Below are 21,432 nucleotides of genomic sequence, written 5' to 3' on the forward strand. Positions count from 1 at the left end.
CGGATCAGCAGGGAAAGTACCGGATCCGCTCGATCGCGTCGCCGCGCCGCGTCACATCGGCGAACATGATGGCGCGCCCGTGGTCCGAGTTGATGGAGACCGCGACCGTCGGGCCGGCGCTCTTGGTCTTGGTCGCGCCGGCCCCGTCCAGTTGTTCCACCAATTCGGCCAGCTCGAGCGGATCGCGATCACCCAAAGTTATTGCGGCCGTTGATGATAGCGCACGTGCCGCAGCGAATGCGTCTCCTCGCGCGGCGGCGGCGAGGAAAGTCCGCACCAGCCGTTGGTGGCGCGCCCCCGCCCGACGGAATCCGGCCATGAATCCCGCGCTCCCCCGCCATCCCTGATTGGTCAGCAGGCCTTTGGACAGGTGCAGCGCCGGGCTCACCGCGCCCGGTCCGGTGCGCAGGAACTGCGCCATCATGGCGGGCAGTTCCCAATACGCCCGTAGTTCGCCGATCAGCCACTCGCCGTTGGCTTCTCGGAGGTCGTAGCGCAGGAATGCGGGGATGTACATGGTCACGGCGGGGCCCATGGCGACCTCGAGCTCGAGATCGCGCAAGACCGTCGTGCCGACGACGATGTCGAGATCGCGGTGGAATTTGATGTCACGCGGGCCGATGAACGTGTCGTAGAAACGGCCGATCTGTTCATGCCCCACGTGGGGCCGCGAGCCCACCGGATCCTCGACGCGGCCGTCGCCGGTGAACAGCCCCACCCATCCGGCCCGATCGTGCGCGGCGGCCGCCTGCGGTGAGCGCTCCACCGCCGCGAGTAGACGTTCCCGGTCCAGCGGCACCACCATTACGATCCCCCCACCAATTCGACGCCGACGGATTCCAATTCCGCCAGCGCCTGGGCGGCCGCATCCGCTGTGGTGGCCGCGGTCAGGTCGACGAGCACCCGGGTCTTCAGGCCCGCCCGCGCCGCGTCCTCGGCGGTCCGCCGGACGCAATGGTCGGTGGCGATGCCGGCCACGTCGACGTCGTCAATGCCGCGCTGCCGCAACCACTCCAGGAGGGGGGTCCCGTTCTCGTCGGCACCTTCGAACCCGCTGTACCCCGCGGAGTACGCGCCTTTGCGAAAGACGGCATCGATGCGCGCGGTGTCCAAGTCGGGCCGAAATTCCGCGCCCGCGCTTCCGGCGACGCAGTGCGGCGGCCAGGTCGAGGAATAGTCCGGCCGGTCGGAGAAATGCCCGCCCGGGTCGATGTGGAAGTCCTGGGTGGCCACCACGTGGCGATAGCCCGGCGCGCTAGACAGGTAGGCGTTGATGGCGGGCGCCACCGCGGCGCCGCCGGCCACCGGCACGGCGCCGCCCTCGCAGAAATCGTTTTGCACGTCGACGATGATCAACGCTCGCACGAGCTCCACACTATCCCGCCGGGCCAGAGCGCCGCCCTAGCTGCGCAAATCGGCGTCACGGTTTGCTCGACAGGCAGTCGGGTAATACACCGGCCATGGTGATCAGGAGAATCGCGCGACCCCTGTTGTCAGTCGCATTCATCGGGCAAGGAGTCAATTCACTACTCAACCCCAAATCGGCGGCCCAGGCGGCGGCGCCGGCAGTGGACGGCTTGCAGGCATTGCCGGATTCGGTGAGCGCCAACATTCCGAGCGACCCCGAGACGGTCGCCCAAATCACCGCGGCCGTCCAGATCGGTGGTGGCCTGCTGCTCGCCAGCGGGAAGCTTCCGCGCATCGCTTCGGCCGCGCTGGCGGTGACGGTGTTACCGGCCAACATTGGGGCGCACTCGTTCTGGAACGAAAGCGATCCGGCGGTCAAAGCCCAGAAACGGCAGCAGTTTCTGACCGACCTGAGCCTGTTGGGCGGACTGTTGATCGCCTCCGCCGACACCGCGGGTAAGCCGTCGCTGGGGTGGCGTGGACGCCGCGCGGCCGAACGGCTCTCCGAGCGGGTGTCGTCGGCGTGGCCCGGATCCGACGATTCGGCCTTCGACAGCGACTTGTCGGAGCTGGGCGACCGGATCGCGCACGGCCTGCACGTCGGCGCCGAACGCGGCCGCGAGCTGGCCAGCACCGCGGCGGAACGGGGTGCGCCCTACGCCGAAGCCGCGCTGGAACGCGGCCGCGAATTGGCCAGCACGGCGGCGCAGCGCGGTGCGCCATATGCCGAGACCGCGCTGGAGCGCGGCCGCGAGTTGGCCAGCACCGCGGCCGAGCGCAGCAAGCCGCTGGCGAAGAAGGCCCGCAAGCGCGGGGAGGAATGGGCCGATGAGGCCGCCGACCGCGCGGCCTATCTGGCCGAGAAGGCGCGTAAGCGCGGCGAAGAGCTCGCCGATGAGGCCGCCGATCGGGCCGCACCGCTGGCGAAGAAGGCGCGCAAACGCAGCGAGAAGCTCGCCAAGAAGGCGCGCAAGCGCAGTGAGAAGCTGGCCGACACGGCGCGGGCGCGCTCCGAGGAACTCGCCGAGACCGCGCGCAAGCGCGGCAGCCACTTGGCCGACACCGCACGCGAGCGCGTCGGCGGGCAGGTCGAGACCCGTCGGCGCAAGCTGTCCTGGTGATTGCGTCGGGCTGGTGCAGCTAGTCCGGCCAGCGCGACCGCAAGATCTCCGGAGCCCACGCCGGCCAGTCCGGTGAACCGATAATCATGCCGCCGCTGAGGCGGGCGACAATGCGCGGCCCGCGCAGCCGGCCGTTGTCGTAGACGGTGGCGACGTCGGAAAGCGCGATGGCGTCGGTGACCGGTGTCCACAAGCGACGATGGCGCTCGCGAACCTTGGTTTCCGGTACGTCGTGGCCGCCGGCCCGCACGCGGTGCCGGACACGTTCGACGGCAAGGTCTTCCGGGATGAGCATCGCGTGCAGGACGACGGTGAAGCCCGCTCGGAGGGCGGTGCGGATGAGGTCCAGCTTCGACGGGTGGGAAAACACGGTCTCCGCGATGAACGACCGCCCCAGGTCGATCAACTTCGCGCGCGTGGCGGCGGCGATTTGCGCGGCGTCGTAGGCGCGCCCCGCCGCATCCCCCGGCCAGCGCTGCCTTGCGATCTCATCGGCGTTGACGACCGGGCTGCCGGGCAACAGCGGCGCCAGCGTGAACGCGATGAAGGTCGACTTGCCGGCACCGTTCGGCCCGACCACCAGGTCAAGTCGCTGCATCGGACCGCGCCGGCGAACGCCGGGTCAGCGCCCGCGCGCCAGCACCACGGCGGCGCCGTCGGGCCGGTGCTCGACGATGTCGCCGTCCTCGTTGAGGGCGACCGTGGTGACGCCATGCCCGGCCAGCGTCGCCCCGTAGTCGGCGTGCACCAGGCTTTCGTCGATGGCCGCGGAGACCTCGGCGTTGAACACCACGCCTTCCTCGACGGTGAGTTCGCCGGTCGCCAGCTGGCCGGCCAGCGCGGCCTCGACCCGCCGACGCGAGGCGGTGTGCTGGCTGGACACCGCGCGCCCGACACGCGCCCAGTGGTCGAGTTGCTGCTTGGCCGAACGGCTCTGGCGGGCGCCTTCGGAGGCCGCGCTGTCCATCAGGTCGGACGCCACGCGGGTCACACGATCGGGAGCGTCGGCCATGACTTCCTCCGTGATGCAGCACCCCGTTACAACTTGTAGCAAGATGCTACACCGGCGTCACCGGATCTGTCGCTGCCCGTACCACACCCCCTCCGGGGCGCCGATCGCGCCGGCCTTTTCGCGGGCTGTGGCCAGTTCCCGCGAGGTGGCGAATTCGCGTGCCTTGTCGAGGTCGTGCATGTCCATGACGACGATGACCGTCCTGGCATCGGCGGCATCCACGTAGGTCCCGGTGACCACCAAACCGTGATCGCGGCGCACGGCATCGAGCGCCGGATCGCGGAAGACGGCGCTCCATTGCTCGACGCTGGCAACTTGTTGTATGACGAGCATTACCCCGGCCATGACGAATCCTCCTGACAGCGTTGGCTTTTACGGCGTGGTTTTCGCTGCGGTGACCAGCCAGGCGCGGCTGGCCCCGTCGCGGCCGGATTCGAAGGCGGGCGGCGCGTTGCGGCCGTAATCGGCGGCGACCTGACCGACGTCGCGGATGTCGCCGCGCCAACCATGTTGATTCAGCCAAGGGCCGAGATCACCCGACGGGCCGCCCCGCCACATCGAGACGAGCTCGGGTGAGATCGCCGCGCGCGCGGCGCGAAGGAGCTCGGAGTCCTCGTTGTGATCCAGCGCCAGGATGCTGCCGAGGATCGAGCAGGAGCTGATCCGACCGAGCAAGCCGTCCGCGGCATCGGCGTTAAGAGCGTAGAGGATCCCTTCGGCGAGCCAGGCCGTCCGCTTCGCGGGCTCGAACCCCGCTCCCACCAAGCGTGCCGGCCAATCGGTCCTCAAATCCGCCGGCACGACGACACGACGGCAGCGCGGCTGGGCGTGCATCTCTTGCAGCACATCGGATTTGAAGGCCAGAACCTCGGGCTGATCGATTTCGTAGACCGTGGTGCCGGCCCGCCAAGGCAGACGAAATGCCCTGCTATCCATGCCGCAGGCGAGCAGGACGACCTGGCCGATGCCGGTCGCCGCGCCATCGAGAAGCGCTTGATCGAAGAATCGGGTGCGCACCGCGACTTGCCCGGCCATGAGCCGGAAAAAGTCACGGGCCAGACCCGCGGCGTCCCACATAGATCCGTCAGGATCAGCGCGGTCGATGAATGCGCGCGCATACGGGTCGTTGAACAATCGGTCCGTGCGTGAGCTTTCCTCGGCCCGCAGCACCGCCCCACCGAGGGAAGTCGCGCCAATGCCCGTTGGTCCTGAACCCGTTTGCGGACGCTCAGCCATACGGTGACCCGCCTTCGATGCCTGGCCGCCGGCCTCATCGGCAGCATGTCTACAAACGTAGACATTGCCAATGTTATGCCGCGCCGGCCCATCATGTCTACAGTTGTAGATAAATTTCTGAGGGAGCACGATGAAGCGCACGTCGACCGGCGTCGGCCCGGACGGGAGCCCGCCGCGGCGCGATGCCGCCGCCACAAAAGCGCGCCTGCTGACGGCGGCGCGCGAACAGTTCTTGCGACACGGTTATCGGGCCACCTCGCTGCGTGCGATTGCTGCCCAAGCCGGCGTCGACGTGATGCTCATCAGGCGCTACTTCGGTTCCAAGCAACAGCTATTCGACGAAGCCACGAACATTTCCGGCAACGTCGAAGCCATCCGCCGGGCCACCGACAGCGCGGTGGGCCAGACCCTGATCGAACGAGTGCTACAAGCCCGGCAAGACAGCGACGCCCCGCTGTTCGCGCTCCTGCGCTCGAGCGGGGACCCCGACGTCGTCGCACGCCTCAACGCCCAGCTCGAAAACGGCTTGACCCGCAACCTCTCCCGCCGGATCCGGGCCGACGAACCTCGACTCCGCGCCGACATGGTCGCCGCCCTGCTTCTGGGCATTGGCGTCTTGCGCGTCCTCCTGCACAAGGAGCCGATCGCCACCGCCAGCGACCGCGACATCGCCGCCCTGTTCACGGAGGCATTCGAGGCATTGACCGAACTGCCCCAGGACGCCGGGGGCGCCGGCCACTAGCGGCGGCGGAATGTCGCCGCGCGTCGACGCGAATCGCTTTCACCGGTAGGCATTTCGATCGGCCGCGTCGTCAGGGGTCCCGCCGTGACCTCAAGACGGCGTCGATGATCGCCTCGACGTCTTGGCCGGCGTCGACGGTCATGCCCGCCTCGTCCGGGCCGAGGGCCTCAAGGGTGTCCAGTTGCGAGCGCAGCAGCGCGGCCGGCATGAAGTGGTCGGTCCGGGCCGCCAGCCGGCCGGCGATCAGTTCCGCCGAACCGGACAGATGCAGGAACTCGACGCCCGGGCAGTGCGCGCGCAGCCGGTCGCGGTACTCCTTTTTCAGCGCCGAACAGCTCACCACCCCGCCGTCGCGGTGAGCCGCCAGCCATTCGCCGACCTTGTCCAGCCAGGGATAGCGGTCGTCGTCGTCGAGCGGTTCGCCGGCCGCCATTTTGGCGATGTTGGCGGCCGGGTGCAGCGTGTCGGCGTCAACGAACGGGACCCGCGTGCGTCGCGCGAGCGCCGCCCCGACCGTCGACTTGCCCGATCCGGATACGCCCATCACCACGACGGGAGCCGATCGGCTCACCCGGATTGTTCGCCGAGGTTGCGGTTCCATTCCAGCCAGCCGACGCCGCTGCGCCCGTCGGCGGTGGTGATCGTGGCCCAGACGCGGGGGAACTGGCTGACCCGCCCGTCGGCGGCGACAAGCCGGACCGGCGCCTGGCCGCGGACGTCCACGTTGGCGGTGATCTCCCCCGGGTTGAGCGTCAGCGTCGCCTCCAGCGGTAACCCGTTGTCGTCGAAGGACTCTCGTGAGTCGACGGTCTGCAGCTCGGTGACCCGGCCGTCGGCGCGCTGGGTGTAGCCGATGCTGAATGCCGGTGCACCCGGGATGCGGATGTTGACGCCGTGCAGATGGGTGCCGTCGTTCAGGTGCAGTGCGCTCCAGATCCAATCCATGCTCCACCAATCGCGCACACCCCAGGAGTGATCGCGCTGGCCGGGCACCGCGTCGAGGCGGTAGCTGGTGTCGCCGACGGTGACGGTGCCCGAGACGGTGCAGGGAATCTCATATCGCGTCGTGAGCCCGTACTGGTATGGGGTGCCGTCGGTGTCCCACACCAGGTTCATGGACATCGCGACGGGCGTGCCGGATTCCCCACGCAACAGCGCAGCCGGGTCGGGGTAAGCCTGAGCCCTCGCCCGCACATCGACGCGGTAGCTCTGCAACGGCGTACCGGCGGAATGTCCGAGCTCGAACTCGTCGGTGCGCACCGTCCACGGGTCCGCCGGCAGCGGGACCTGCGCGTCGACCGCGACGGTTGGCATGTCGGGGCCGCACAGCAGCACGTGTACCCATGCGGTTTGCTCGTTGGCCACCAGGCCGAGGCGGAACCAGCCGCCCAATCCCTGTGCGGTGTCGGCGAAGTCGGCGTACCAGCTCTCGCTCCACAGCGGTTCGGCGGTCGGATCGTGGGCGAGCTCATCCTCCGGCACCGGTTGCAACGGCTCGGATGCCACCGCCGCCGGCAGCGTCGCCAGCGCGTCCGTGTCAAGGACGTGATCGCAGTGCCGGCGCAGCATCGTCATGAACATCTGGTCACCACGGTCGGTGCGCTCCACCAGCATCGAGGAGACGATCGCCATCATCACGCCGAAAAAGCTCTGCCGGCGCACGCCGTCGGCGACGTCGGCCAGGGTCAGGGGCGCGTCGGGTCCCAGCGCCTCGTGGTATGCCCGCAGCAGCGCGTCGTAGTGCTCGCGGCGGTCCTCGGTGGGCAGCGCGCACCCGAGGAAATAGGACAGGTCGGTCAGTGCCGGTCCCCACGACACCGTCTGCCAGTCGACCACCGTCAGCGCGCGGTCGGCGCCCGAGGTACCGAACAGCATGTTGTCCAACCGGTAGTCGCCGTGCACCAGACCCTGTATCCCGGACGCCTGGGCCTCCTGGTCGAGGTAGGCGTCGAACGCGGCAACCAGGCGCTCGCACACCACGCGGTGCTCCGGTGCGATCTGGTCGCCGTAACGGTCGACGAACCCCGCGTACAGCGGGGTGATCATCGCCTGGTTCAGCGGCGCGTCACGGTTGAGCCACGGCGCTTCGGCCAGCGAGACGTCGCCGAGCAACGGGCCGTGCAGCCGTCCCAGCTCGACGGCGCCGAGGCGGGCCTGTTCGATTGTGGCGCCGGCGATTTCATCGCCGACCACGGCCGGACCCGCGTCGCCCAGCAGCAGGTCGAACACGCCCGTGGAGGTGTCGACCGCCGCGTGATAGCAGGGCGCGATGGGCCCGCCCAGCCGCGGCGCGATGTCGCCGTAGAAGCGGACCTCCCGCTCGTAGAGTCCCAGAGCCAGCCCGGTCTGCCGGCTCACCGGGTCGGTGGCGGCGACCTTGAGCACCACCGACGCGGGCCCGCCGTCGGCCTGCGCGTAGTTGAGCCGGATGCGGTAGCACTCGCTCATCTGCCCGGTGCCGATGCGCTCGACCGAGAAGTCGGCGATGGGTCCGGTGCCGATCACCGCGGCCAACCAGGAGGCGGTGAGGTTACTCGGGGTTTCGATGACTTGCTCGGTCTCGGCGTGCATGAGGGTTAGCGTGCCAGGTCAGTGCGCGAGTGAGAAGCCGTCCCAGGCCATCCGGCGGTGCGGGTGTGGATCGAACTCGACCCGCGATTTGCGGTCGAAGACCATCACGGCGCGGTCGGTGGCGTTGTAGCGGGGCCAATCCTCGCCCGGGACGCCGGTGCGGCTGAAGGCGCGCCACCGCCGTTGCACCTGGTTGCTGACCCGCAACGCGGCGCGCCGGTCGGCCGCCGCGGTCAGCAGGGCGCCGAATCTGGTGCGGTAGACGTCGAAGACGGCCAACAACTCGGTGGCATGGGTGGCGCCGAAACCCGACCAGCGCAACGTGCGCGGGGCGTAGTCATACCGGTAGAGGTAGGTCGGCGCGTGCGCGCTGTGGGCCTCGGCGATCTGCCAGGCCGCCGATCCGAACGCGAAGTCGCCGCCGAGCTGGATGCACGCCGCCCGCTCGGGGTAGTCCGGGTACGCGGCGGTAATGCGTTCGCGGATAGCGGGGTCCGCCTCGGCCAGCAGCTCTTCGACCATCGATTCGTTGGTCGGCAACATCGCCAGGAACCGGGTGAACAGCCGGCCCTCTTCGGCGTTGGTGCCGACGATCAGCGGTACCGGGTGCGCGTCACCGCGCCGCATCGCCTCAACGGGATCCATCGGCAGCACGTCGTCCCCGACGACCGGGCCAATCGGGAAGGCGCCCAGCCTGTTCTGCATGCCCTCGTCGATCAATGCGTGCTGGGTTTTCACCAGTTGGGCGGCCGACGCCCGCATCAGAGCGTCGGCGGCGTCCTGCTTGCGCACGCCCAGCAGGCCGGCGAAGCGGTTCGCGAACTCGGCGGCAACCTCTTTGGATCGCGTCAGGCCCGATGCGGGACTCTCCGAAATGGCCCGGGCGAACAGGCCTTTGGCGGACGGCACGGCCAGCAGGGAGGCGGTGATGCACGCGCCGGCGCTCTCGCCGAAGATCGTCACATTGTCCGGGTCACCGCCGAATCCGGCGATGTTGTCGCGCACCCACTGCAACGCCAGCACCAGATCGCGCAGATACAGGTTGCTGTCAATGGTGATGTCGGGCGTCGACAGCGACGAGAAGTCCACACATCCCAGCGCGCCCAGCCGGTAGTTCACCGACACGTACACGCATCCCCGGCGTGCCAGGGCCGCGCCGTCGTAGAGCGGTGTCGCCGAGCTGCCCAGGAAGTACCCGCCGCCGTGGATGAAGACCATCACCGGCAGCGGCCCCTCCATGGCACCCTCGGGCGCTACGACGTTGAGGGTGAGGCAGTCCTCGCTCATCGGCTGATAGCGGCCGCCCAGCCCGGACAGGCCGAGCAGGGTGTAACGGCGCTGCTGGGGTGCGCAATTGGCGAAGCCGTGGCAGTGCCGCACTCCCGACCACGGTGCCGCCGGCTGCGGCGCCCGGAAGCGCAGGTTTCCCACCGGTGGACGGGCATACGGGATCGACCGCCACCGATTGACCCCGTCCCTGGTGAAGCCCTCGACGGTGCCGGTGGCCGTGTGTGCGCGGACAGTCCGGTGATGCATAAACCCGACGGTAACCGACATGACGGCGTTAACGCGCGCGCAGCGCCTTATTTGCCCGGCGCGGCGGTTAGCCTGACTGGATGCGGATAGCTGCGATGATCGCCGCGTCGGTACTGGTCGCCGGCTGCTCACACACCACGGGCAACCATTCCGAGCCGACGCCGAGTTCCACCCAGACCTCCGTTGGCCCGTCCGGAAGCAAGACGCCAGGAGCATCCGCCGCGCCGGCCGCCGGCGCCGCGGTCTCCGACGTCATCGCGTGGATAGAGGCGGCCCACCCCGCCGATCCTGGCCGCTACCACACGGCGGCCCGCGACGGTGTGGCCACACCCCTGGGCAGCGACATCGCCCTGGCGGCGGTGGGCGGCAAAGTCTCCTGCATGACGGATGCCGCGCACACCGACGGCGCGCTGAATTGCCTGGTGAACCTGGCCACTCCGGCGCCGGCGCCCGCGACCGCCTATGGCGAATGGCAGGGCGGTTGGGTCACCTTCGACGGGGTGCACCTGCAGGTGGGAGCCGCGCGGGCCGACCCCGGCCCCTTCGTCAACGGCAACGGACCGGAGCTGGCGAATGGGGACTCGCTGTCGTTCGGCGACTATCGGTGCCGAGCCGACCAGGCCGGCCTGTATTGCGTGAACTACGCGCATCAGTCGGCGGCGCGTTTTGCGCCCGCCGGCATTCAGCCCTTCGGCTGCCTGAAGTCGGTGCCGCCGCCCGACGGGGTCGGCGCGGCGTTCAGCTGCTGAGGATTTCATTGCCCAACTTCGAGTTGTCGCGTGAAATCGCGGCATTCGACACCAACAACTCCACGTTCGGCGGTTCACCAGGTGACCGGAAGCTCTTTCATGCCGTAAATGTCGGCCTCTTTGAACCGCAACTCCTCCCGCGGAACGGCCAGCTTCAGCCCGGGCAGCCGTCGCGCGAGGGTGGCGAACGCGACCTGCATTTCCACGCGGGCCAGGTTGGCCCCAATGCACTGGTGCACGCCGTACCCGAAACCCAAGTGTCCGCGCGTGTTTCGACGGATGTCGAAACTCTCTGGGTCGTCGACGAATTCGGTGTCCCAGTTTCCGGCGGGCAGGTTCATCATCACGAACTCCCCCGCCCGGATCAACTGGCCACCGATCACCAGATCTTCGGTCGCCACACGGTCGACCTGGCTGTGCACGATGCTCAGATAGCGCATCAGCTCTTCGACGACGTTCGCGATGAGGGCGGGATCGTCGGTCTGGCCGAGCCGCTCGAAGGCGCTCGGATGTTGCAGCAGCGCAACCGTTCCCAGTGAGATCATATTGGCGGTGGTCTCGTGACCCGCCTGCATCATGATCACACTGTTCATCGCCGCGGTCGCGTGGTCGAGTTGACCCGTCGCGACGTACTCGGTGATCATGCGGCTGATCAGATCGTCGCCGGGTTCGCGCTCCTTGCGTTGCACCAACTCCTGGATGTAGGCGTACATCGCCCCGAAGGCCTGTCCCTTTTCCGCCTCGGACGTCTTCTGGTCGAGCCCGGCAGTGGTGTTGCGCTGGAAAAGCTCGAGATCTTCGGGCGGCACGCCCAGCAGCAGCGCAATCACCAATGATGGCACCGGCAAGGCGAATTCACGCACCAGATCGGCAGGCGGCCCCACCGCGATCATCTCGTCAAGAAAATGGTCGACCATCTCCTGGATCTGCGGCCGCATCGATTCGCAACGCCTGAAGGTGAAGTTGCCGGTCATCATCCGCCGGATCCGGTGATGCTCGGGATCGTCGGTGCGCGCAAACATCACCGGGACCTCGTTGTCGGCGTTGGTGGGCATGATGGAGTCCGGAATGGTCTTCGCGGACAGCCGCGGATCGACCAGCGCTGCCCTGATGTCGGAGTAGCGGCTCACCACCCAGACCGGATTGCCGTGGAACATCGCCTGTCGTAGCCCGGGCTCTTCCCGCCAGCTCGCGAACTCTACCGGCGTTGCGAGCGGACAGTGGGCGGGACGCGGCACGGGCAGTGCCGGAAGCTCCGCGTCCGAGCAGGAGTCGGACGCCTCGAAAGATATTGACATAAGCCGCGTTTCCCATTAACTGTCAGTTACCTGCCAGTTGTAGAGCGTAAAGGGACCGTTGTCGGTAGTCAACTGTCGGTTACGCTGTCACGATGACCGCGGTGGAGGACCGGCCGTTGCGGGCGGACGCGGCGCGCAACGTCGAGCGCATACTGCGCGCGGCGCGCGAGGTCTACGGCGAGTTGGGCCCGGACGCCCCGGTGGAGGCGGTCGCTCGCCGGGCCGGCGTCGGCGAACGAACCCTCTACCGCAGGTTTCCCACCAAGGCGGATCTCGTCCTGGCGGCGCTGGAACAGAGCATCGCCGAGGATCTCACGCCGGTGATCGACGCCGCCCGCCGCGCGACGGATCCTCTGCGCGGCCTGACCCAATTGATCGAAGCGGCGATCTCGCTCGGCGCGCGCGAACACAGCCTGCTGGCCGCCGCCCGCCGGGCCGGGTCCCTCACGTCCGACATCTCCATGTCGCTCAATGCCGCGCTCGCCGAGCTTGCCCGCGAGGGCCAGCGTCTCGGCAGGATTCGCGCCGACCTGGTCAGCGACGACCTGCCTCGGCTGATCGCCATGCTCTTCAGCGTGCTCTCGACGATGGATTCCGACAGCGACGGCTGGCGACGCTACGTCGCCCTGGTCGTCGATGCCATATCGGTTGATGAGCGGCGGCCATTGCCCCCGGCGGCCGAACTGCGCTACACACTGCAGCCGGACGGCTGGCCGCTGTGAAGGAACGGCCGCTCAGCTAGCCGGCAGACCCGCCTTGACCGCGGCGTCCTGTTTGCGCGCGAGATCGAGCAGGATGTCGGCTGGCGTGGGATTGCCTATGACACAGTCGAATTCCATATCGACCATGGCCCTGCCCTCGACGAATACCGCCTCAGAGATCTCCATCGGATTGGCCGGGTCGGTGCTCTGCCCGATCACCATGAATCCGTTGGTGCCGACGTCGATGGGCTGCTGCTCGCCGCTGACCTTCTTGCCGACGACGTCGCGCATGTTCGCGGCCGTCTTGTCGGCCGTCGCCGCGTCGGGAAAGACCGCGATCGTGTCGATGATGGTGCGCTTGCCGTCGGGGTTCTTGAAGACCTGCCCCACGCCGACGATGCCGCCCGGATTCTGGCTGGGCGGCCCGTCAGCGGTGGCGTGCGGGCCGACGTCGGCGGCCTGGATGAGCAAGGAGCTGTAGTTCGCCGGCGCCCCGGGTGAAGACGGGGCGCTCGACGAGACGGCCGCGCTCGACGACGCGGCCGGACCCGATGGCGCAGTCGAGTTCTTGTCCTCGCCGCAGCCGGCGATCGCGGCGCTGAGCAGCATCGCGGCGGCAGCCAGGCCGACCGCGGACGTCCGGACCTTTGTCATGAGCCCTCCTTTGTGAGGTCAGCTATTTGTAACCCGTACCCGGGCCACCCGCAGTGTGAACACGCAAACTATGTGGGCCGGCGGGCAAATCGCCATCGGACGAGTTTCGCTTCAGTTGATGGTGACGCCCGCGTCGACCTTGAACTCCAGCCCGGTCACGTATCTGGACTCGTCGGAAAGCAGGAACAGCACTGCGCTGCTGACGTCGGCGGGCTCGACAGCCGGCGCGGGCATCGCATTGACGAAGATGGGAATGAGATCGGAACGCTGCTCTCCCAGGAGAGGCCCGAACGACGGCGGAACCATCCCGGTGGGCACGCCCGTGGGAAGCACGGCGTTGACACGCACGTTCTGCGCCGCCAGCTCGTTGGCCAAGGCCAGCGTCAAGCCGACGACGCCGTGCTTGGCCGCCGTGTAGGGCGTCTGCAGCGGGAATCCCTTGATGGCGCCGGCGGAGCTGATGTTGACCAGGCTGCCTCCACCTTGCTCGAGCAGGTGCGGTATCGCGGCCGCACAGGTGTTCCAGACGCCGATCAGGTTCACGTCGACCACCGTGCGCCACTGTTCGGCAGTGGTCTTGTCCCACGGCGCCACCGTGAGCACGCCGGCGTTGGCGACCGCGCCGTCCAGGCCGCCCAGCTCGCCGACTCCCTCGTCGACCGCGGAACACAGTTGCGCCTCGTCGCGGACATCGACAACGCGACTCACGCATCGGCGACCGAAATCCCGTACCAGCCTTACTGTTTCGGTGAGGTCATCCTCGGTGGCCAACGGATATTCAATCTGCGGCATGGATTGGCAGATGTCGACGAGGATGAGGTCCGCGCCCTCCTGCGCAAGCCGCAGCGCATGGCCGCGCCCCATGCCGCGGGCGGCGCCGGTGATCAGAATGCGTTTACCGGCAACGCGTCCTGGAGCCGGGGTGGTCAGTTCAGTGCTCGTTCCACATCAATCCGCGCATCGTCGCTGACAATGGGATGTCCTCGACCCCGATCAGCCCTTGGGGCGCGCGGCACACCCAGTCGATCGCGTTGACCGCCCGGCCGGCGGTGGAGATGCAGCCGGCATCGGTGGAATCGTAAAGGGGGTGGGATACATGGGTGTTGATCTCCACCCGCGGCTCGCCCTCCACGACGACGCGGTGCACACCGGTGTGGCCATCGGGCGGGAATTCCCAGTCGGGCGCGGCGGCCGGGGTGAGCCTGGTGACGTGCTCGAGGGTGATGACCGGCTTGCCGTCGCGCACGCCCTCGGTGGCGAATCGGACCGCGGCCATCTGCCCCGGCTGGACGGTCATCATCGTGCATTCGATGCGTTCGGGCGTGTACCACGGCTCGCAGCGCTGGCGCACGTCGTCGAGCGTGATCCCGAGATGGTCGGCCAGACTGCGGACCTGACCGCCCCACATCGCCACGATCACCCCGGGCAAGAACATCATCGGCGAGTCGTCGTCGGGCGTGGTTCCGAACCCCATTGCCGCACCGGTGAACTCGGCATCGTCGTAGTTTCCGTAGTCGAAGATCTCCTGCACGGTGATCGACGAGATCCGCGTGGTCAGGCTGGCCGCCGAATGCACCAGCGTATCGCCGGAGAAGCCGGGGTCGATGCCGTTGACGTAGAGCGAGGCGTTGCCTGCCGCGCACGCGCGCTCCAAGGGCTCGCGCAACCAATCGTCGGCATGGCGGGGTGTCACCAGCCAGACCATCGATGTGCCAACGACGTTGATGCCCGCCGCGAGGAACTTGGCCATCTGTTCGATGGCTTCCATGGGTCGCGTCTCACCCTGAGACGTGTAGACGACGCAATCGGCGCCAAGATTGAGCAGTGCGTCGATATCGTCGGTGGCGATGATGCCGGTCGGCTCGTCCAGCCCGCAGAGCTGCGCCGCGTCCTTGCCGATCTTGTCGGCGCTGGCGGCGTGCACGCCGACCAGTTCCAGATCCGGTCGGCCGATGATGGCCCGCAACGAGTGCCGGCCCACATTCCCGGTGGAAAACTGTATGACTCTGCGCACTTACCCTCATCCTTCCGACCGTGGGCGATGACCCATCATGGCGCGTTGCGTCGCGGTCCAGGTCAGTAATCGGGGATTGGAAGCGGCGAGTTGTTCGAGTCGATGCCGCCGTCGACGTGGAAGATCGCGTTCGTCGCGTAGCAGTCGCGCGTGCACAGGTACACCGTCAGCCGCCCGAGATCCTCGACGTCACCGAGCCGATGCAGCGGGGTGGCCTCCTGCATTTTCTCCAGCGATCCGGGCATCAAGTCCAGGCTGCCCCGCAGGCCGTCGGTGGCGAACGATCCCAACGCAATGGCGTTGACGCGGATCTTCGGCGCGAGTTCCTGTGCCATCGCGCGGGTGAGCGCCTCGAGGCCGCCCTTCGCGACGCAGTAGGCCGTCAACGCGCGGATGCCGAACCGGGCGGAACCGGACGAGATGTTGACGATGGATCCGCGTCCCGCGCTGATCATGTGCGGGGCGACGAGCTGGCTCATGTTGAACGCTGATGTCACGCACCAGTCGAAGGTGTGCCGGAAGTCTTCGTCGGTGATGTCCAGAAAGCGCGCATAGGTGGAGCCGCCGACGTTGTTGACGAGAATGTCGATGCGCCCGAAGCGTTCCATGGCCGTGTTCACGACGCGCTCGCCGTCCGGGCGGCTCATCGCGTCCGCGACGAGCGCCAGCCCTTTGCCGCCCGAGGCCTCGATGCCTTCAATCGTGCCAACGATATCCGCCTCGGTACGCGCGGTCCCCACAACCGTGGCGCCGGCCTCCCCCAACACCCGGGCAATGCCCGCCCCGACGCCTTTCCCGGCGCCCGTCACGATCGCGACCTGCCCATCAAGCTGGAACTGTTCCAACGCCATGCCGAGCTCCTTCGATCGTGCGTGGGGTGCGCCGTTCAATCTATGAACTGGGCTGACTAAAGTCAACGAATTCGCGTGATCGGCGTCCGCGGTACCGTTGAGTGTCTGAGAATGATCAAGTTATGCAAGCGTTTTTGGCGCGGACACGGCATAATGGGCCGTTGAGCCCCGCAACTCTTGCATGAGTCGGGTCAACTGTGAGGAAACACATGGCTGTGACGGATCGGCTGTCGACCCGAGAAGCGAAGCGTCTGCAGACGAGGGAGCGTTTGATGGGGGCCGCGATCGCGGAGTTCGCCCGGGCCGGCATGGCCGAGGCGGACGTCAGTGCCATCGTGGCCGCCGCGGGCGTGGCGCACGGGACGTTCTTCTTCCATTTCCCCACCAAGGAGCATGTGCTGCTGGAGCTCGAGCGCCGCGAAGAGGACCGCATAGCCAAGCAGTTCGCCCAATTCCTGAAGTCCAAGCACGATCTCGCTTCCGCGTTGGGCGAGGCGGTCCGCCTCGTGGCCGGGTTGGAACGCCGGCTGGGCGATCGGCTCTTCAATGACTTTCTCGCGCTGCATTTCTCGCAGACCCGTCCGCAGACCGAGGACGGCCGCGATCACCCGTTGATCGTCTTGGTCGCCCAGGAAATCGCGCTTGCGCAGGAACGCGGTGAGACGGATCCGCACGTCAATCCCATGAACAGTGCGGTGTTCTTCTTGCTGGGTCTCTACGCCCTGTTGATCACCACCAACCACTGGCCGACCGGACATGCGCTGCTGGAAGACTACGTCGCGAGGACGTTGCGAAGTTTGAAACCCTGACCCGCCGCTAGGGGCGTATGACGCCGCGCAGCGGCATCAGGCCGAGTTCCTTGTGGGACATGAACCCCGGCGGAGCGTCGCAGACCGCGGGTATGGCGTTCGCGGGGCCCATCGCGGTCCAGGTGTATCCGGGCAGCGCGTATCCGCCGTTGGGGTCCTGCGCGCCCTGCAGGATCAGCTCGGTGGAGGAATCGCCCTCGATCACAATGCGGTAGTGGTAGTGCTGGGGCCAATCCTCCTGCGGTTCAATGGCGTCGAAGGTGTCCATCGTGTAGATCTCGTGAAAGACGATGAGGGGTCTGCCGTCCACCCACGCCGTCCACTTGTGGTGCTGGCGAGCGACAGTCCCCTTTTTGATCACGCCCTTGAAGCCCGGCATGTCGCTGCGCTCCCCTCCCTCGAAGGGGATGTCGCGGGTGGCGCTCCCGAGCTCCACCTCGGTCGTGTATCGCTCGACTGTTTTGCCCAGTCCCTCGACGACCATCGCCATCGACTGGGCGAACAACGGCCATGCCTGTCCCAGCAGATTCGGGCCATCTTCGAACCCGGCCGGGTCGCTGCCCATCCCCATCTCGAACAGGTACTTCAGGGTGTCGCGCCCGAAATTCACCACCTCGTAGATGTGAATTGTGTCGATCTGACTGATGATTCGGGCCAGCGTCAGGACGAGCAGGTCTCCGGCGAACCCGGGGTTGACACCACCCGCATGAAACGACGTGCCGCCCTCGTGGCACGCGGCATCGATCTTGTCGATGTCCGCCTGACTGTGCTCGGTCCGATACCACCACGCCCCACCCGAAGCGACGACATTCTTGCCGCCGCGCAGCAGGCGGCACACCTCGTCGGGGTCGGACCATAGCGGCGCATAGAACACGCAATCGGCGTCGAGTGCCTCGATGGCATCCTTGTCGGTGGTCGCCCGCACGCCGGTCGGCGGTTTGCCGCAGAGCTCACCGGCGTCCTTGCCGACTTTCTCCGGTCGATTGCACAGGACGCCGACCAGTTCGTAGGCAGGGTTGTGCACAAAATGACGCAGCGCGATCGTTCCGACATTGCCGACGCCCCATTGGATTACACGATATTTCTTCTCGGCCGGCGACTTGAGCGTCATCGCTACTCCTTTGCATGGCCAGAATGCCTGAGCGCTCGCTGAGCGTAGGCGTCTGGCAACGGGCGTGTCAACGAATACCAGCTGACTTTCGTCAGTACTGTCGCTCCGCTGGTGGGGCGTGGACAGGCGGCGTGAACTCCGCATTAGCCCTGTGGCACGCACGAACTGCGGGAATTGGGGCGAATCTCGCTGACGGTTCGTCGCCGACCCGGTGCGCGTCTTCTGCTGACTGTAGTCAGCCTGTTATAGTGCACTCGCCGGTCCAATCAGTGTCGATGGCGGGGAGGGTTCGTGAATTTGCCGAAGCTGCATCAGCGCGACGCCGGGATAGGTGCAGCCACGCGCTCGCCCGGCTCTGCCCCATCGCCGGGTCTGGCCATCGACGAGCACATGGAACGCTCACGGCTCGCGCAGCAGCGGGCGGACAAATGGCTTATCTCCGGCAGCCTCCTGATCGGCACGGCAGCCCTGGGTGTTTTCGGGCTGCCGCTGTTCCTCTGGGGGGTGCGGCTGCTGCGCCGGGCGCAACGCGACGGCCTCTCGGTCCGGCCGATGCTGGTCACCCTGCTCGGCTATCTCGTCATCATCGACGCCGCCATCAACACCGTAGGGTGGGCGCTTGATCTGGTGGCGAACCACACCATCCTCGCGCGCGTGCTGCTCAACGGGTGGGGCAACATGTTCGACGCCGGCTACTTCTGGCACTACAACGAGCTGTGGGTCGGCGGCGCGGCGGGGCCCGGCGAGAAAGCCCTGGAGGTCGGGCTGATCCTGACCGTCTTCACCATGCGGATCGCCGCCGCCATCGGGTTTCTGCAGATGAAGCGGTGGGGCCACCAGTGGATGGTCATCACCTGCTGGATGGGCGTGGTCATTTGGATCACCTACGTGTTCAACATGACGATGTTCGCCGACGTGCGCTTCGCCGGCGTCGTGCTCCCGGTCGTCGGCTGGTGGCTCTACGACATCTTCTACATCACCCCGTTTTTGGCCATCCCCTATCTGCACACCGTCAACCGCGAACTCTTCTCCGACTGAAATGCCCGACGCGCCTTCGGTTCACGAGAGTTCTCGACATCTCAGCACGCATCAACTGACCACGGCACCGAGGAGGTCACATCGTGGGCTATCTGTGGGAGATTTTTCGCTATGTCGCCGCGTGGGGCGGCACCGGACTGATCATCTGGTTCTGGTACTGGCTGTTCTCCAACATCGGCACGTTCTGAGCCGGGGTTCGCGGAGCGCGGGATTGGGCCGATGACTGAGCATTCCGACGGCCATGCGATGGCGCTGGAACGCAGTTGCGCGGTGACGGCGGTCGCGCTGAGCGAGCAACGCCGAGAAGGGGTGCGGCTCGTCACCGGTGAGCGACGGGGCTTCGGGTTGAACGCGGGGCTCACGTTCGTCCACGTCCCCTACCCCGCCCCCTCCGACTGGACACGCAGAACCCTGACCTGCGGGGTGGCCCTGCAATGCTCGCCATCGAAGGAACGCGTCACCGAATTTCGGCTGAACGAGCTGTCCGCGCGCGAACTGCGCGCGCTCACGCTCGTCGAAGGCGGCGTCGCGCTCGGCTGGATCGCGTCGCGCTGGCCCGGCCTGCTTCCCGAGGTCCAACGGCTGCTCCCCGACGTCCACCCCGAGGCCGCGGACATGGACGGCACCCAGATGCTCGACAGGGCAATCGGATTGGCGGCCACCGGCCGGGAGTTGGCGGTCCCGCCGCTGCTGGGCGCTTTGCCGCTGGCCTACACGGCGCCGCAGGGATTGACCGATAGGTTGCGACGCAGCTTCGGGAGGATGCCGTGGACCACGACGCAGAAGCGTCTTCCGCGGCCATACTCAGTTCCGGTCGGTGGTGACGGGGGCGTCCGCAACCCGAACCTGCCGCCGCCGAGCCGGCCGCAGGACAACGATCTCGACGTCACACCCCAACACCGGCCCGGGATTCCCTATCCCGAGTGGAACATGTGGACACAGCGATTCATGCACGACCACGTCGCTGTCGTCGAGCACGCCGACGGCCGGCGCCTGCGCCGTCCGGTGCCGGTGGCCGTCGACGTCCGCAAGTGGTTCGAAGAACACACCCACCGTGCAATGACCAGCCGACTCGAAGACGGCTCGGACCTCGACGTCGACCAATACGTCAGCCACTACATCGACCTGACGACGGGCGAGGCCAAGGAGCCGAGGGTGTTTCGCGACCTGCTGCCCAGCAGTCGCGACGTCACCACCGCATTGCTGCTCGACGGCAGCTCGTCGCTGGGGGTGCACGGGGGCCGGGTGTTCCAGCTCGAATTGGCCTGTGCCGACGCGCTTTCGCGTGCCATGACGCTGGCGCGCGAACGCCATGGCGTTTTCGTGTTCACCGGCAACACCCGGCACCGGGTCGAGGTGCGGTGCCTGAAGGACTTCGAAGACCGCCGGTTCGTGCCGCCGAGCGGGCTGGGCCTGTCCACCCGCGGCTACACCAGACTCGGTGCGCCGCTGCGCCATTTGACCAGCCGCCTGCTGGCCCAGGCCTCCGAGCGGCGCCTGCTGATCATCATCGGGGACGGGCTGATCTCCGATGAAGGCTACGAGGGCCGTTACGCCTGGGCCGATGCCGCGCACGCCGTCGAGGAGGCCAACGAGGCCGGGGTGTCGATGTATTACGTGGGCGTCGGGCCGACCCGGGTCGACCCCCTCCCGGAGGTGTTCGGGCCGCGCCGGTCGCAACGGATCCGGCGCATCGAGGAATTACCCCGGGTATTGGCCCATGTCCATCGCGAACTGGTCGCAGCGTGAATGCCGACCGATTGAGGAAGAGATGACCACCGACACATATTTCGCCAACGGCAACGAAGTTCAGCTGTTCGAACAGGCCTTTCAACGGCGCCTGCCGGTGATGCTGACCGGCCCGACCGGGTGCGGCAAAACCCGGTTCGTCGAACACATGGGCTCGCTGCTGCAGCGACCGGTAGTCACGATCAGTTGCCACGACGACCTCACCAGCTCCGACCTCGTCGGCCGCTTCATGGTGACCGGCGGCGACGTCGTCTGGACCGACGGCCCGCTCACCCGGGCCGTCAAAGCCGGCGCGATCTGCTACCTCGACGAAGTCGTCGAGGCCCGCCACGACTCCTTGGCGATCCTGCACTCGCTCACCGATCACCGACGATCGTTGTACCTGGACCGCGCCGGCGAGGTGGTGAAAGCCCCCGAAGAGTTCATGCTGGTGTGTTCGTACAACCCGGCCTATCGCAGCTCACTCAAGGAGCTCAAACCCTCGTTCCGCCAACGGTTCGTCACGCTGGCGATGCACTATCTGCCGCCCGACCGCGAGGCCGACGTGATCGTCGCCGAATCCGGAATCCCGTTGGCCACCGCCCAGCGACTGGTCGGGTGCGCGGTCGCGATCCGCACGGCCGACGATGCCTTCCACTTCGAGCCGCCGTCGACCAGGGTGCTGGTCACCGCCGCCCAGCTGATCGCGGCCGGTGCAACCGAATTGGACGCCGCCGACGCGTGCATACTCGCGCCGCTGAGCACCGATGGCGCGGTCACCGACGGTCTGCGTGAAGTCGCGGCAGCCAGCCTGGCCACCTCGAACAGTTCGCCCTAGGGAAAGGAGCAACCGG

General features: G+C 67.3%; 23 protein-coding genes. 8 read left to right on the forward strand and 15 right to left on the reverse strand.

The window, feature by feature from the left end; all coding sequences use genetic code 11:
- Window positions 1–4 precede the first annotated feature (4 nt).
- Both QGN31_RS14600 and pncA read right to left on the reverse strand, forming a co-directional pair.
- Entirely contained in the window at window positions 5–805 is an 801-nt protein-coding gene (locus tag QGN31_RS14600) for a nuclear transport factor 2 family protein (protein WP_009956375.1), read from the reverse strand.
- Entirely contained in the window at window positions 805–1,365 is a 561-nt protein-coding gene (gene pncA, locus QGN31_RS14605; protein ID WP_158020468.1) for a pyrazinamidase PncA, read from the reverse strand. The genes QGN31_RS14600 and pncA overlap by 1 nt, the downstream gene beginning before the upstream one ends.
- A 95-nt stretch (window positions 1,366–1,460) precedes the next feature.
- Here pncA and QGN31_RS14610 point away from each other — a divergent pair, with 95 nt between their 5' ends.
- Window positions 1,461–2,528: a DoxX family protein gene (locus tag QGN31_RS14610; RefSeq protein WP_014380064.1), complete on the forward strand. Its 1,068-nt coding sequence runs from the start codon at window positions 1,461–1,463 to the stop codon at window positions 2,526–2,528.
- Between the two features lie 19 nt (window positions 2,529–2,547).
- Here the strand turns inward: QGN31_RS14610 and QGN31_RS14615 are convergent, their stop codons facing one another.
- Genes QGN31_RS14615 through QGN31_RS14630 form a run of 4 tightly spaced genes read right to left on the reverse strand, consistent with a single transcriptional unit; the run spans window position 2,548 to window position 4,917 of the window.
- Window positions 2,548–3,126, reverse strand: coding sequence for a zeta toxin family protein (locus QGN31_RS14615; RefSeq protein ID WP_014941867.1), 579 nt, complete (start codon window positions 3,124–3,126; stop codon window positions 2,548–2,550).
- A 24-nt stretch (window positions 3,127–3,150) separates the two neighbouring features.
- The gene (locus tag QGN31_RS14620) at window positions 3,151–3,540 is read right to left on the reverse strand and encodes a TA system antitoxin ParD family protein (RefSeq protein WP_014941866.1); all 390 of its coding nucleotides are present in this window, start codon (window positions 3,538–3,540) and stop codon (window positions 3,151–3,153) included.
- 57 nt (window positions 3,541–3,597) lie between these two features.
- Entirely contained in the window at window positions 3,598–3,885 is a 288-nt protein-coding gene (locus QGN31_RS14625; RefSeq protein WP_014941865.1) for a hypothetical protein, read from the reverse strand.
- Between the two features lie 27 nt (window positions 3,886–3,912).
- Entirely contained in the window at window positions 3,913–4,917 is a 1,005-nt protein-coding gene (locus QGN31_RS14630; RefSeq protein WP_326544625.1) for an SAM-dependent methyltransferase, read from the reverse strand.
- On the opposite strand from QGN31_RS14630, the gene QGN31_RS14635 reads away from it, so the two are divergent.
- Window positions 4,907–5,518, forward strand: a complete 612-nt coding sequence (locus tag QGN31_RS14635; protein ID WP_009956383.1) for a TetR/AcrR family transcriptional regulator — start codon at window positions 4,907–4,909, stop codon at window positions 5,516–5,518. The two genes, QGN31_RS14630 and QGN31_RS14635, sit on opposite strands and share 11 nt — an antisense overlap.
- Window positions 5,519–5,588: 70 nt before the next feature.
- On the opposite strand, the gene QGN31_RS14640 is transcribed toward QGN31_RS14635, so the two are convergent.
- From QGN31_RS14640 to QGN31_RS14650, 3 genes are read right to left on the reverse strand one after another with little or no spacing between them, the layout of a single operon-like run.
- On the reverse strand, window positions 5,589–6,089 hold the full coding sequence (locus tag QGN31_RS14640; protein ID WP_014384641.1) for a gluconokinase: 501 nt from the start codon (window positions 6,087–6,089) through the stop codon (window positions 5,589–5,591).
- A complete protein-coding gene (locus QGN31_RS14645) occupies window positions 6,086–8,089 on the reverse strand; it encodes a DUF7064 domain-containing protein (protein WP_014384640.1) in 2,004 nt (667 codons plus the stop codon). Before QGN31_RS14645 ends, QGN31_RS14640 begins: the two co-directional genes overlap by 4 nt.
- An 18-nt stretch (window positions 8,090–8,107) precedes the next feature.
- Window positions 8,108–9,625, reverse strand: coding sequence for a carboxylesterase/lipase family protein (locus QGN31_RS14650; RefSeq protein ID WP_041784972.1), 1,518 nt, complete (start codon window positions 9,623–9,625; stop codon window positions 8,108–8,110).
- A gap of 80 nt (window positions 9,626–9,705) precedes the next feature.
- Between QGN31_RS14650 and QGN31_RS14655 the strand changes: the two genes are divergently transcribed.
- Window positions 9,706–10,374 (forward strand): hypothetical protein, encoded by a 669-nt coding sequence (locus tag QGN31_RS14655; RefSeq protein ID WP_196232480.1) that lies wholly within the window; start codon window positions 9,706–9,708, stop codon window positions 10,372–10,374.
- Window positions 10,375–10,448: 74 nt separating this feature from the next.
- Here the strand turns inward: QGN31_RS14655 and QGN31_RS14660 are convergent, their stop codons facing one another.
- On the reverse strand, window positions 10,449–11,672 hold the full coding sequence (locus QGN31_RS14660) for a cytochrome P450 (protein ID WP_043954826.1): 1,224 nt from the start codon (window positions 11,670–11,672) through the stop codon (window positions 10,449–10,451).
- A 92-nt stretch (window positions 11,673–11,764) separates the two neighbouring features.
- Between QGN31_RS14660 and QGN31_RS14665 the strand changes: the two genes are divergently transcribed.
- Window positions 11,765–12,394, forward strand: coding sequence for a TetR/AcrR family transcriptional regulator (locus QGN31_RS14665; RefSeq protein ID WP_014941862.1), 630 nt, complete (start codon window positions 11,765–11,767; stop codon window positions 12,392–12,394).
- Between the two features lie 12 nt (window positions 12,395–12,406).
- Here QGN31_RS14665 and QGN31_RS14670 read toward each other — a convergent pair whose 3' ends face one another.
- From QGN31_RS14670 to QGN31_RS14685, 4 genes are all read right to left on the reverse strand, one after another.
- Window positions 12,407–13,027 (reverse strand): hypothetical protein, encoded by a 621-nt coding sequence (locus QGN31_RS14670; protein WP_009956392.1) that lies wholly within the window; start codon window positions 13,025–13,027, stop codon window positions 12,407–12,409.
- 111 nt (window positions 13,028–13,138) lie between these two features.
- A complete protein-coding gene (locus QGN31_RS14675) occupies window positions 13,139–13,891 on the reverse strand; it encodes a mycofactocin-coupled SDR family oxidoreductase (RefSeq protein ID WP_014384634.1) in 753 nt (250 codons plus the stop codon).
- A 67-nt stretch (window positions 13,892–13,958) separates the two neighbouring features.
- Entirely contained in the window at window positions 13,959–15,041 is a 1,083-nt protein-coding gene (locus tag QGN31_RS14680; protein WP_036458891.1) for an NAD(P)H-dependent amine dehydrogenase family protein, read from the reverse strand.
- Between the two features lie 62 nt (window positions 15,042–15,103).
- On the reverse strand, window positions 15,104–15,892 hold the full coding sequence (locus QGN31_RS14685; protein WP_014941861.1) for an SDR family NAD(P)-dependent oxidoreductase: 789 nt from the start codon (window positions 15,890–15,892) through the stop codon (window positions 15,104–15,106).
- 209 nt (window positions 15,893–16,101) lie between these two features.
- Here QGN31_RS14685 and QGN31_RS14690 point away from each other — a divergent pair, with 209 nt between their 5' ends.
- Entirely contained in the window at window positions 16,102–16,701 is a 600-nt protein-coding gene (locus QGN31_RS14690; RefSeq protein WP_026071596.1) for a TetR/AcrR family transcriptional regulator, read from the forward strand.
- A gap of 7 nt (window positions 16,702–16,708) precedes the next feature.
- Here the strand turns inward: QGN31_RS14690 and QGN31_RS14695 are convergent, their stop codons facing one another.
- Complete coding sequence (locus QGN31_RS14695; protein ID WP_014384632.1) at window positions 16,709–17,812, reverse strand: NAD(P)H-dependent amine dehydrogenase family protein; 1,104 nt, start codon at window positions 17,810–17,812, stop codon at window positions 16,709–16,711.
- Between the two features lie 390 nt (window positions 17,813–18,202).
- Between QGN31_RS14695 and QGN31_RS14700 the strand changes: the two genes are divergently transcribed.
- The 3 genes from QGN31_RS14700 (at window position 18,203) to QGN31_RS14710 (ending at window position 21,416) form a co-directional block, all read left to right on the forward strand.
- The gene (locus QGN31_RS14700; protein ID WP_009956400.1) at window positions 18,203–18,850 is read left to right on the forward strand and encodes a hypothetical protein; all 648 of its coding nucleotides are present in this window, start codon (window positions 18,203–18,205) and stop codon (window positions 18,848–18,850) included.
- A 219-nt stretch (window positions 18,851–19,069) separates the two neighbouring features.
- Entirely contained in the window at window positions 19,070–20,599 is a 1,530-nt protein-coding gene (locus tag QGN31_RS14705) for a nitric oxide reductase activation protein NorD (RefSeq protein ID WP_014941860.1), read from the forward strand.
- A 22-nt stretch (window positions 20,600–20,621) separates the two neighbouring features.
- The gene (locus tag QGN31_RS14710; RefSeq protein WP_009956403.1) at window positions 20,622–21,416 is read left to right on the forward strand and encodes a CbbQ/NirQ/NorQ/GpvN family protein; all 795 of its coding nucleotides are present in this window, start codon (window positions 20,622–20,624) and stop codon (window positions 21,414–21,416) included.
- The last annotated feature ends 16 nt before the right edge of the window (window positions 21,417–21,432 follow it).

The organism is Mycobacterium sp. 2-64, assembly GCF_035918375.1.
GTDB classification, from domain to species: domain Bacteria; phylum Actinomycetota; class Actinomycetes; order Mycobacteriales; family Mycobacteriaceae; genus Mycobacterium; species Mycobacterium intracellulare.

Excerpts from the sequence above, each read along its gene's own strand:
- QGN31_RS14600 (WP_009956375.1), bottom strand. The coding sequence starts at position 805 with ATGGTGGTGCCGCTGGACCGGGAACGTCTACTCGCGGCGGTGGAGCGC.
- QGN31_RS14610 (WP_014380064.1), top strand. The coding sequence starts at position 1,461 with ATGGTGATCAGGAGAATCGCGCGACCCCTGTTGTCAGTCGCATTCATC.
- QGN31_RS14615 (WP_014941867.1), bottom strand. The coding sequence starts at position 3,126 with ATGCAGCGACTTGACCTGGTGGTCGGGCCGAACGGTGCCGGCAAGTCG.
- QGN31_RS14620 (WP_014941866.1), bottom strand. The coding sequence starts at position 3,540 with ATGGCCGACGCTCCCGATCGTGTGACCCGCGTGGCGTCCGACCTGATG.
- QGN31_RS14625 (WP_014941865.1), bottom strand. The coding sequence starts at position 3,885 with ATGGCCGGGGTAATGCTCGTCATACAACAAGTTGCCAGCGTCGAGCAA.
- QGN31_RS14635 (WP_009956383.1), top strand. The coding sequence starts at position 4,907 with ATGAAGCGCACGTCGACCGGCGTCGGCCCGGACGGGAGCCCGCCGCGG.
- QGN31_RS14645 (WP_014384640.1), bottom strand. The coding sequence starts at position 8,089 with ATGCACGCCGAGACCGAGCAAGTCATCGAAACCCCGAGTAACCTCACC.
- QGN31_RS14650 (WP_041784972.1), bottom strand. The coding sequence starts at position 9,625 with ATGCATCACCGGACTGTCCGCGCACACACGGCCACCGGCACCGTCGAG.
- QGN31_RS14655 (WP_196232480.1), top strand. The coding sequence starts at position 9,706 with ATGCGGATAGCTGCGATGATCGCCGCGTCGGTACTGGTCGCCGGCTGC.
- QGN31_RS14660 (WP_043954826.1), bottom strand. The coding sequence starts at position 11,672 with ATGTCAATATCTTTCGAGGCGTCCGACTCCTGCTCGGACGCGGAGCTT.
- QGN31_RS14665 (WP_014941862.1), top strand. The coding sequence starts at position 11,765 with ATGACCGCGGTGGAGGACCGGCCGTTGCGGGCGGACGCGGCGCGCAAC.
- QGN31_RS14670 (WP_009956392.1), bottom strand. The coding sequence starts at position 13,027 with ATGACAAAGGTCCGGACGTCCGCGGTCGGCCTGGCTGCCGCCGCGATG.
- QGN31_RS14675 (WP_014384634.1), bottom strand. The coding sequence starts at position 13,891 with ATGGGGCGCGGCCATGCGCTGCGGCTTGCGCAGGAGGGCGCGGACCTC.
- QGN31_RS14685 (WP_014941861.1), bottom strand. The coding sequence starts at position 15,892 with ATGGCGTTGGAACAGTTCCAGCTTGATGGGCAGGTCGCGATCGTGACG.
- QGN31_RS14690 (WP_026071596.1), top strand. The coding sequence starts at position 16,102 with ATGGCTGTGACGGATCGGCTGTCGACCCGAGAAGCGAAGCGTCTGCAG.
- QGN31_RS14695 (WP_014384632.1), bottom strand. The coding sequence starts at position 17,812 with ATGACGCTCAAGTCGCCGGCCGAGAAGAAATATCGTGTAATCCAATGG.
- QGN31_RS14700 (WP_009956400.1), top strand. The coding sequence starts at position 18,203 with ATGGAACGCTCACGGCTCGCGCAGCAGCGGGCGGACAAATGGCTTATC.
- QGN31_RS14705 (WP_014941860.1), top strand. The coding sequence starts at position 19,070 with ATGACTGAGCATTCCGACGGCCATGCGATGGCGCTGGAACGCAGTTGC.
- QGN31_RS14710 (WP_009956403.1), top strand. The coding sequence starts at position 20,622 with ATGACCACCGACACATATTTCGCCAACGGCAACGAAGTTCAGCTGTTC.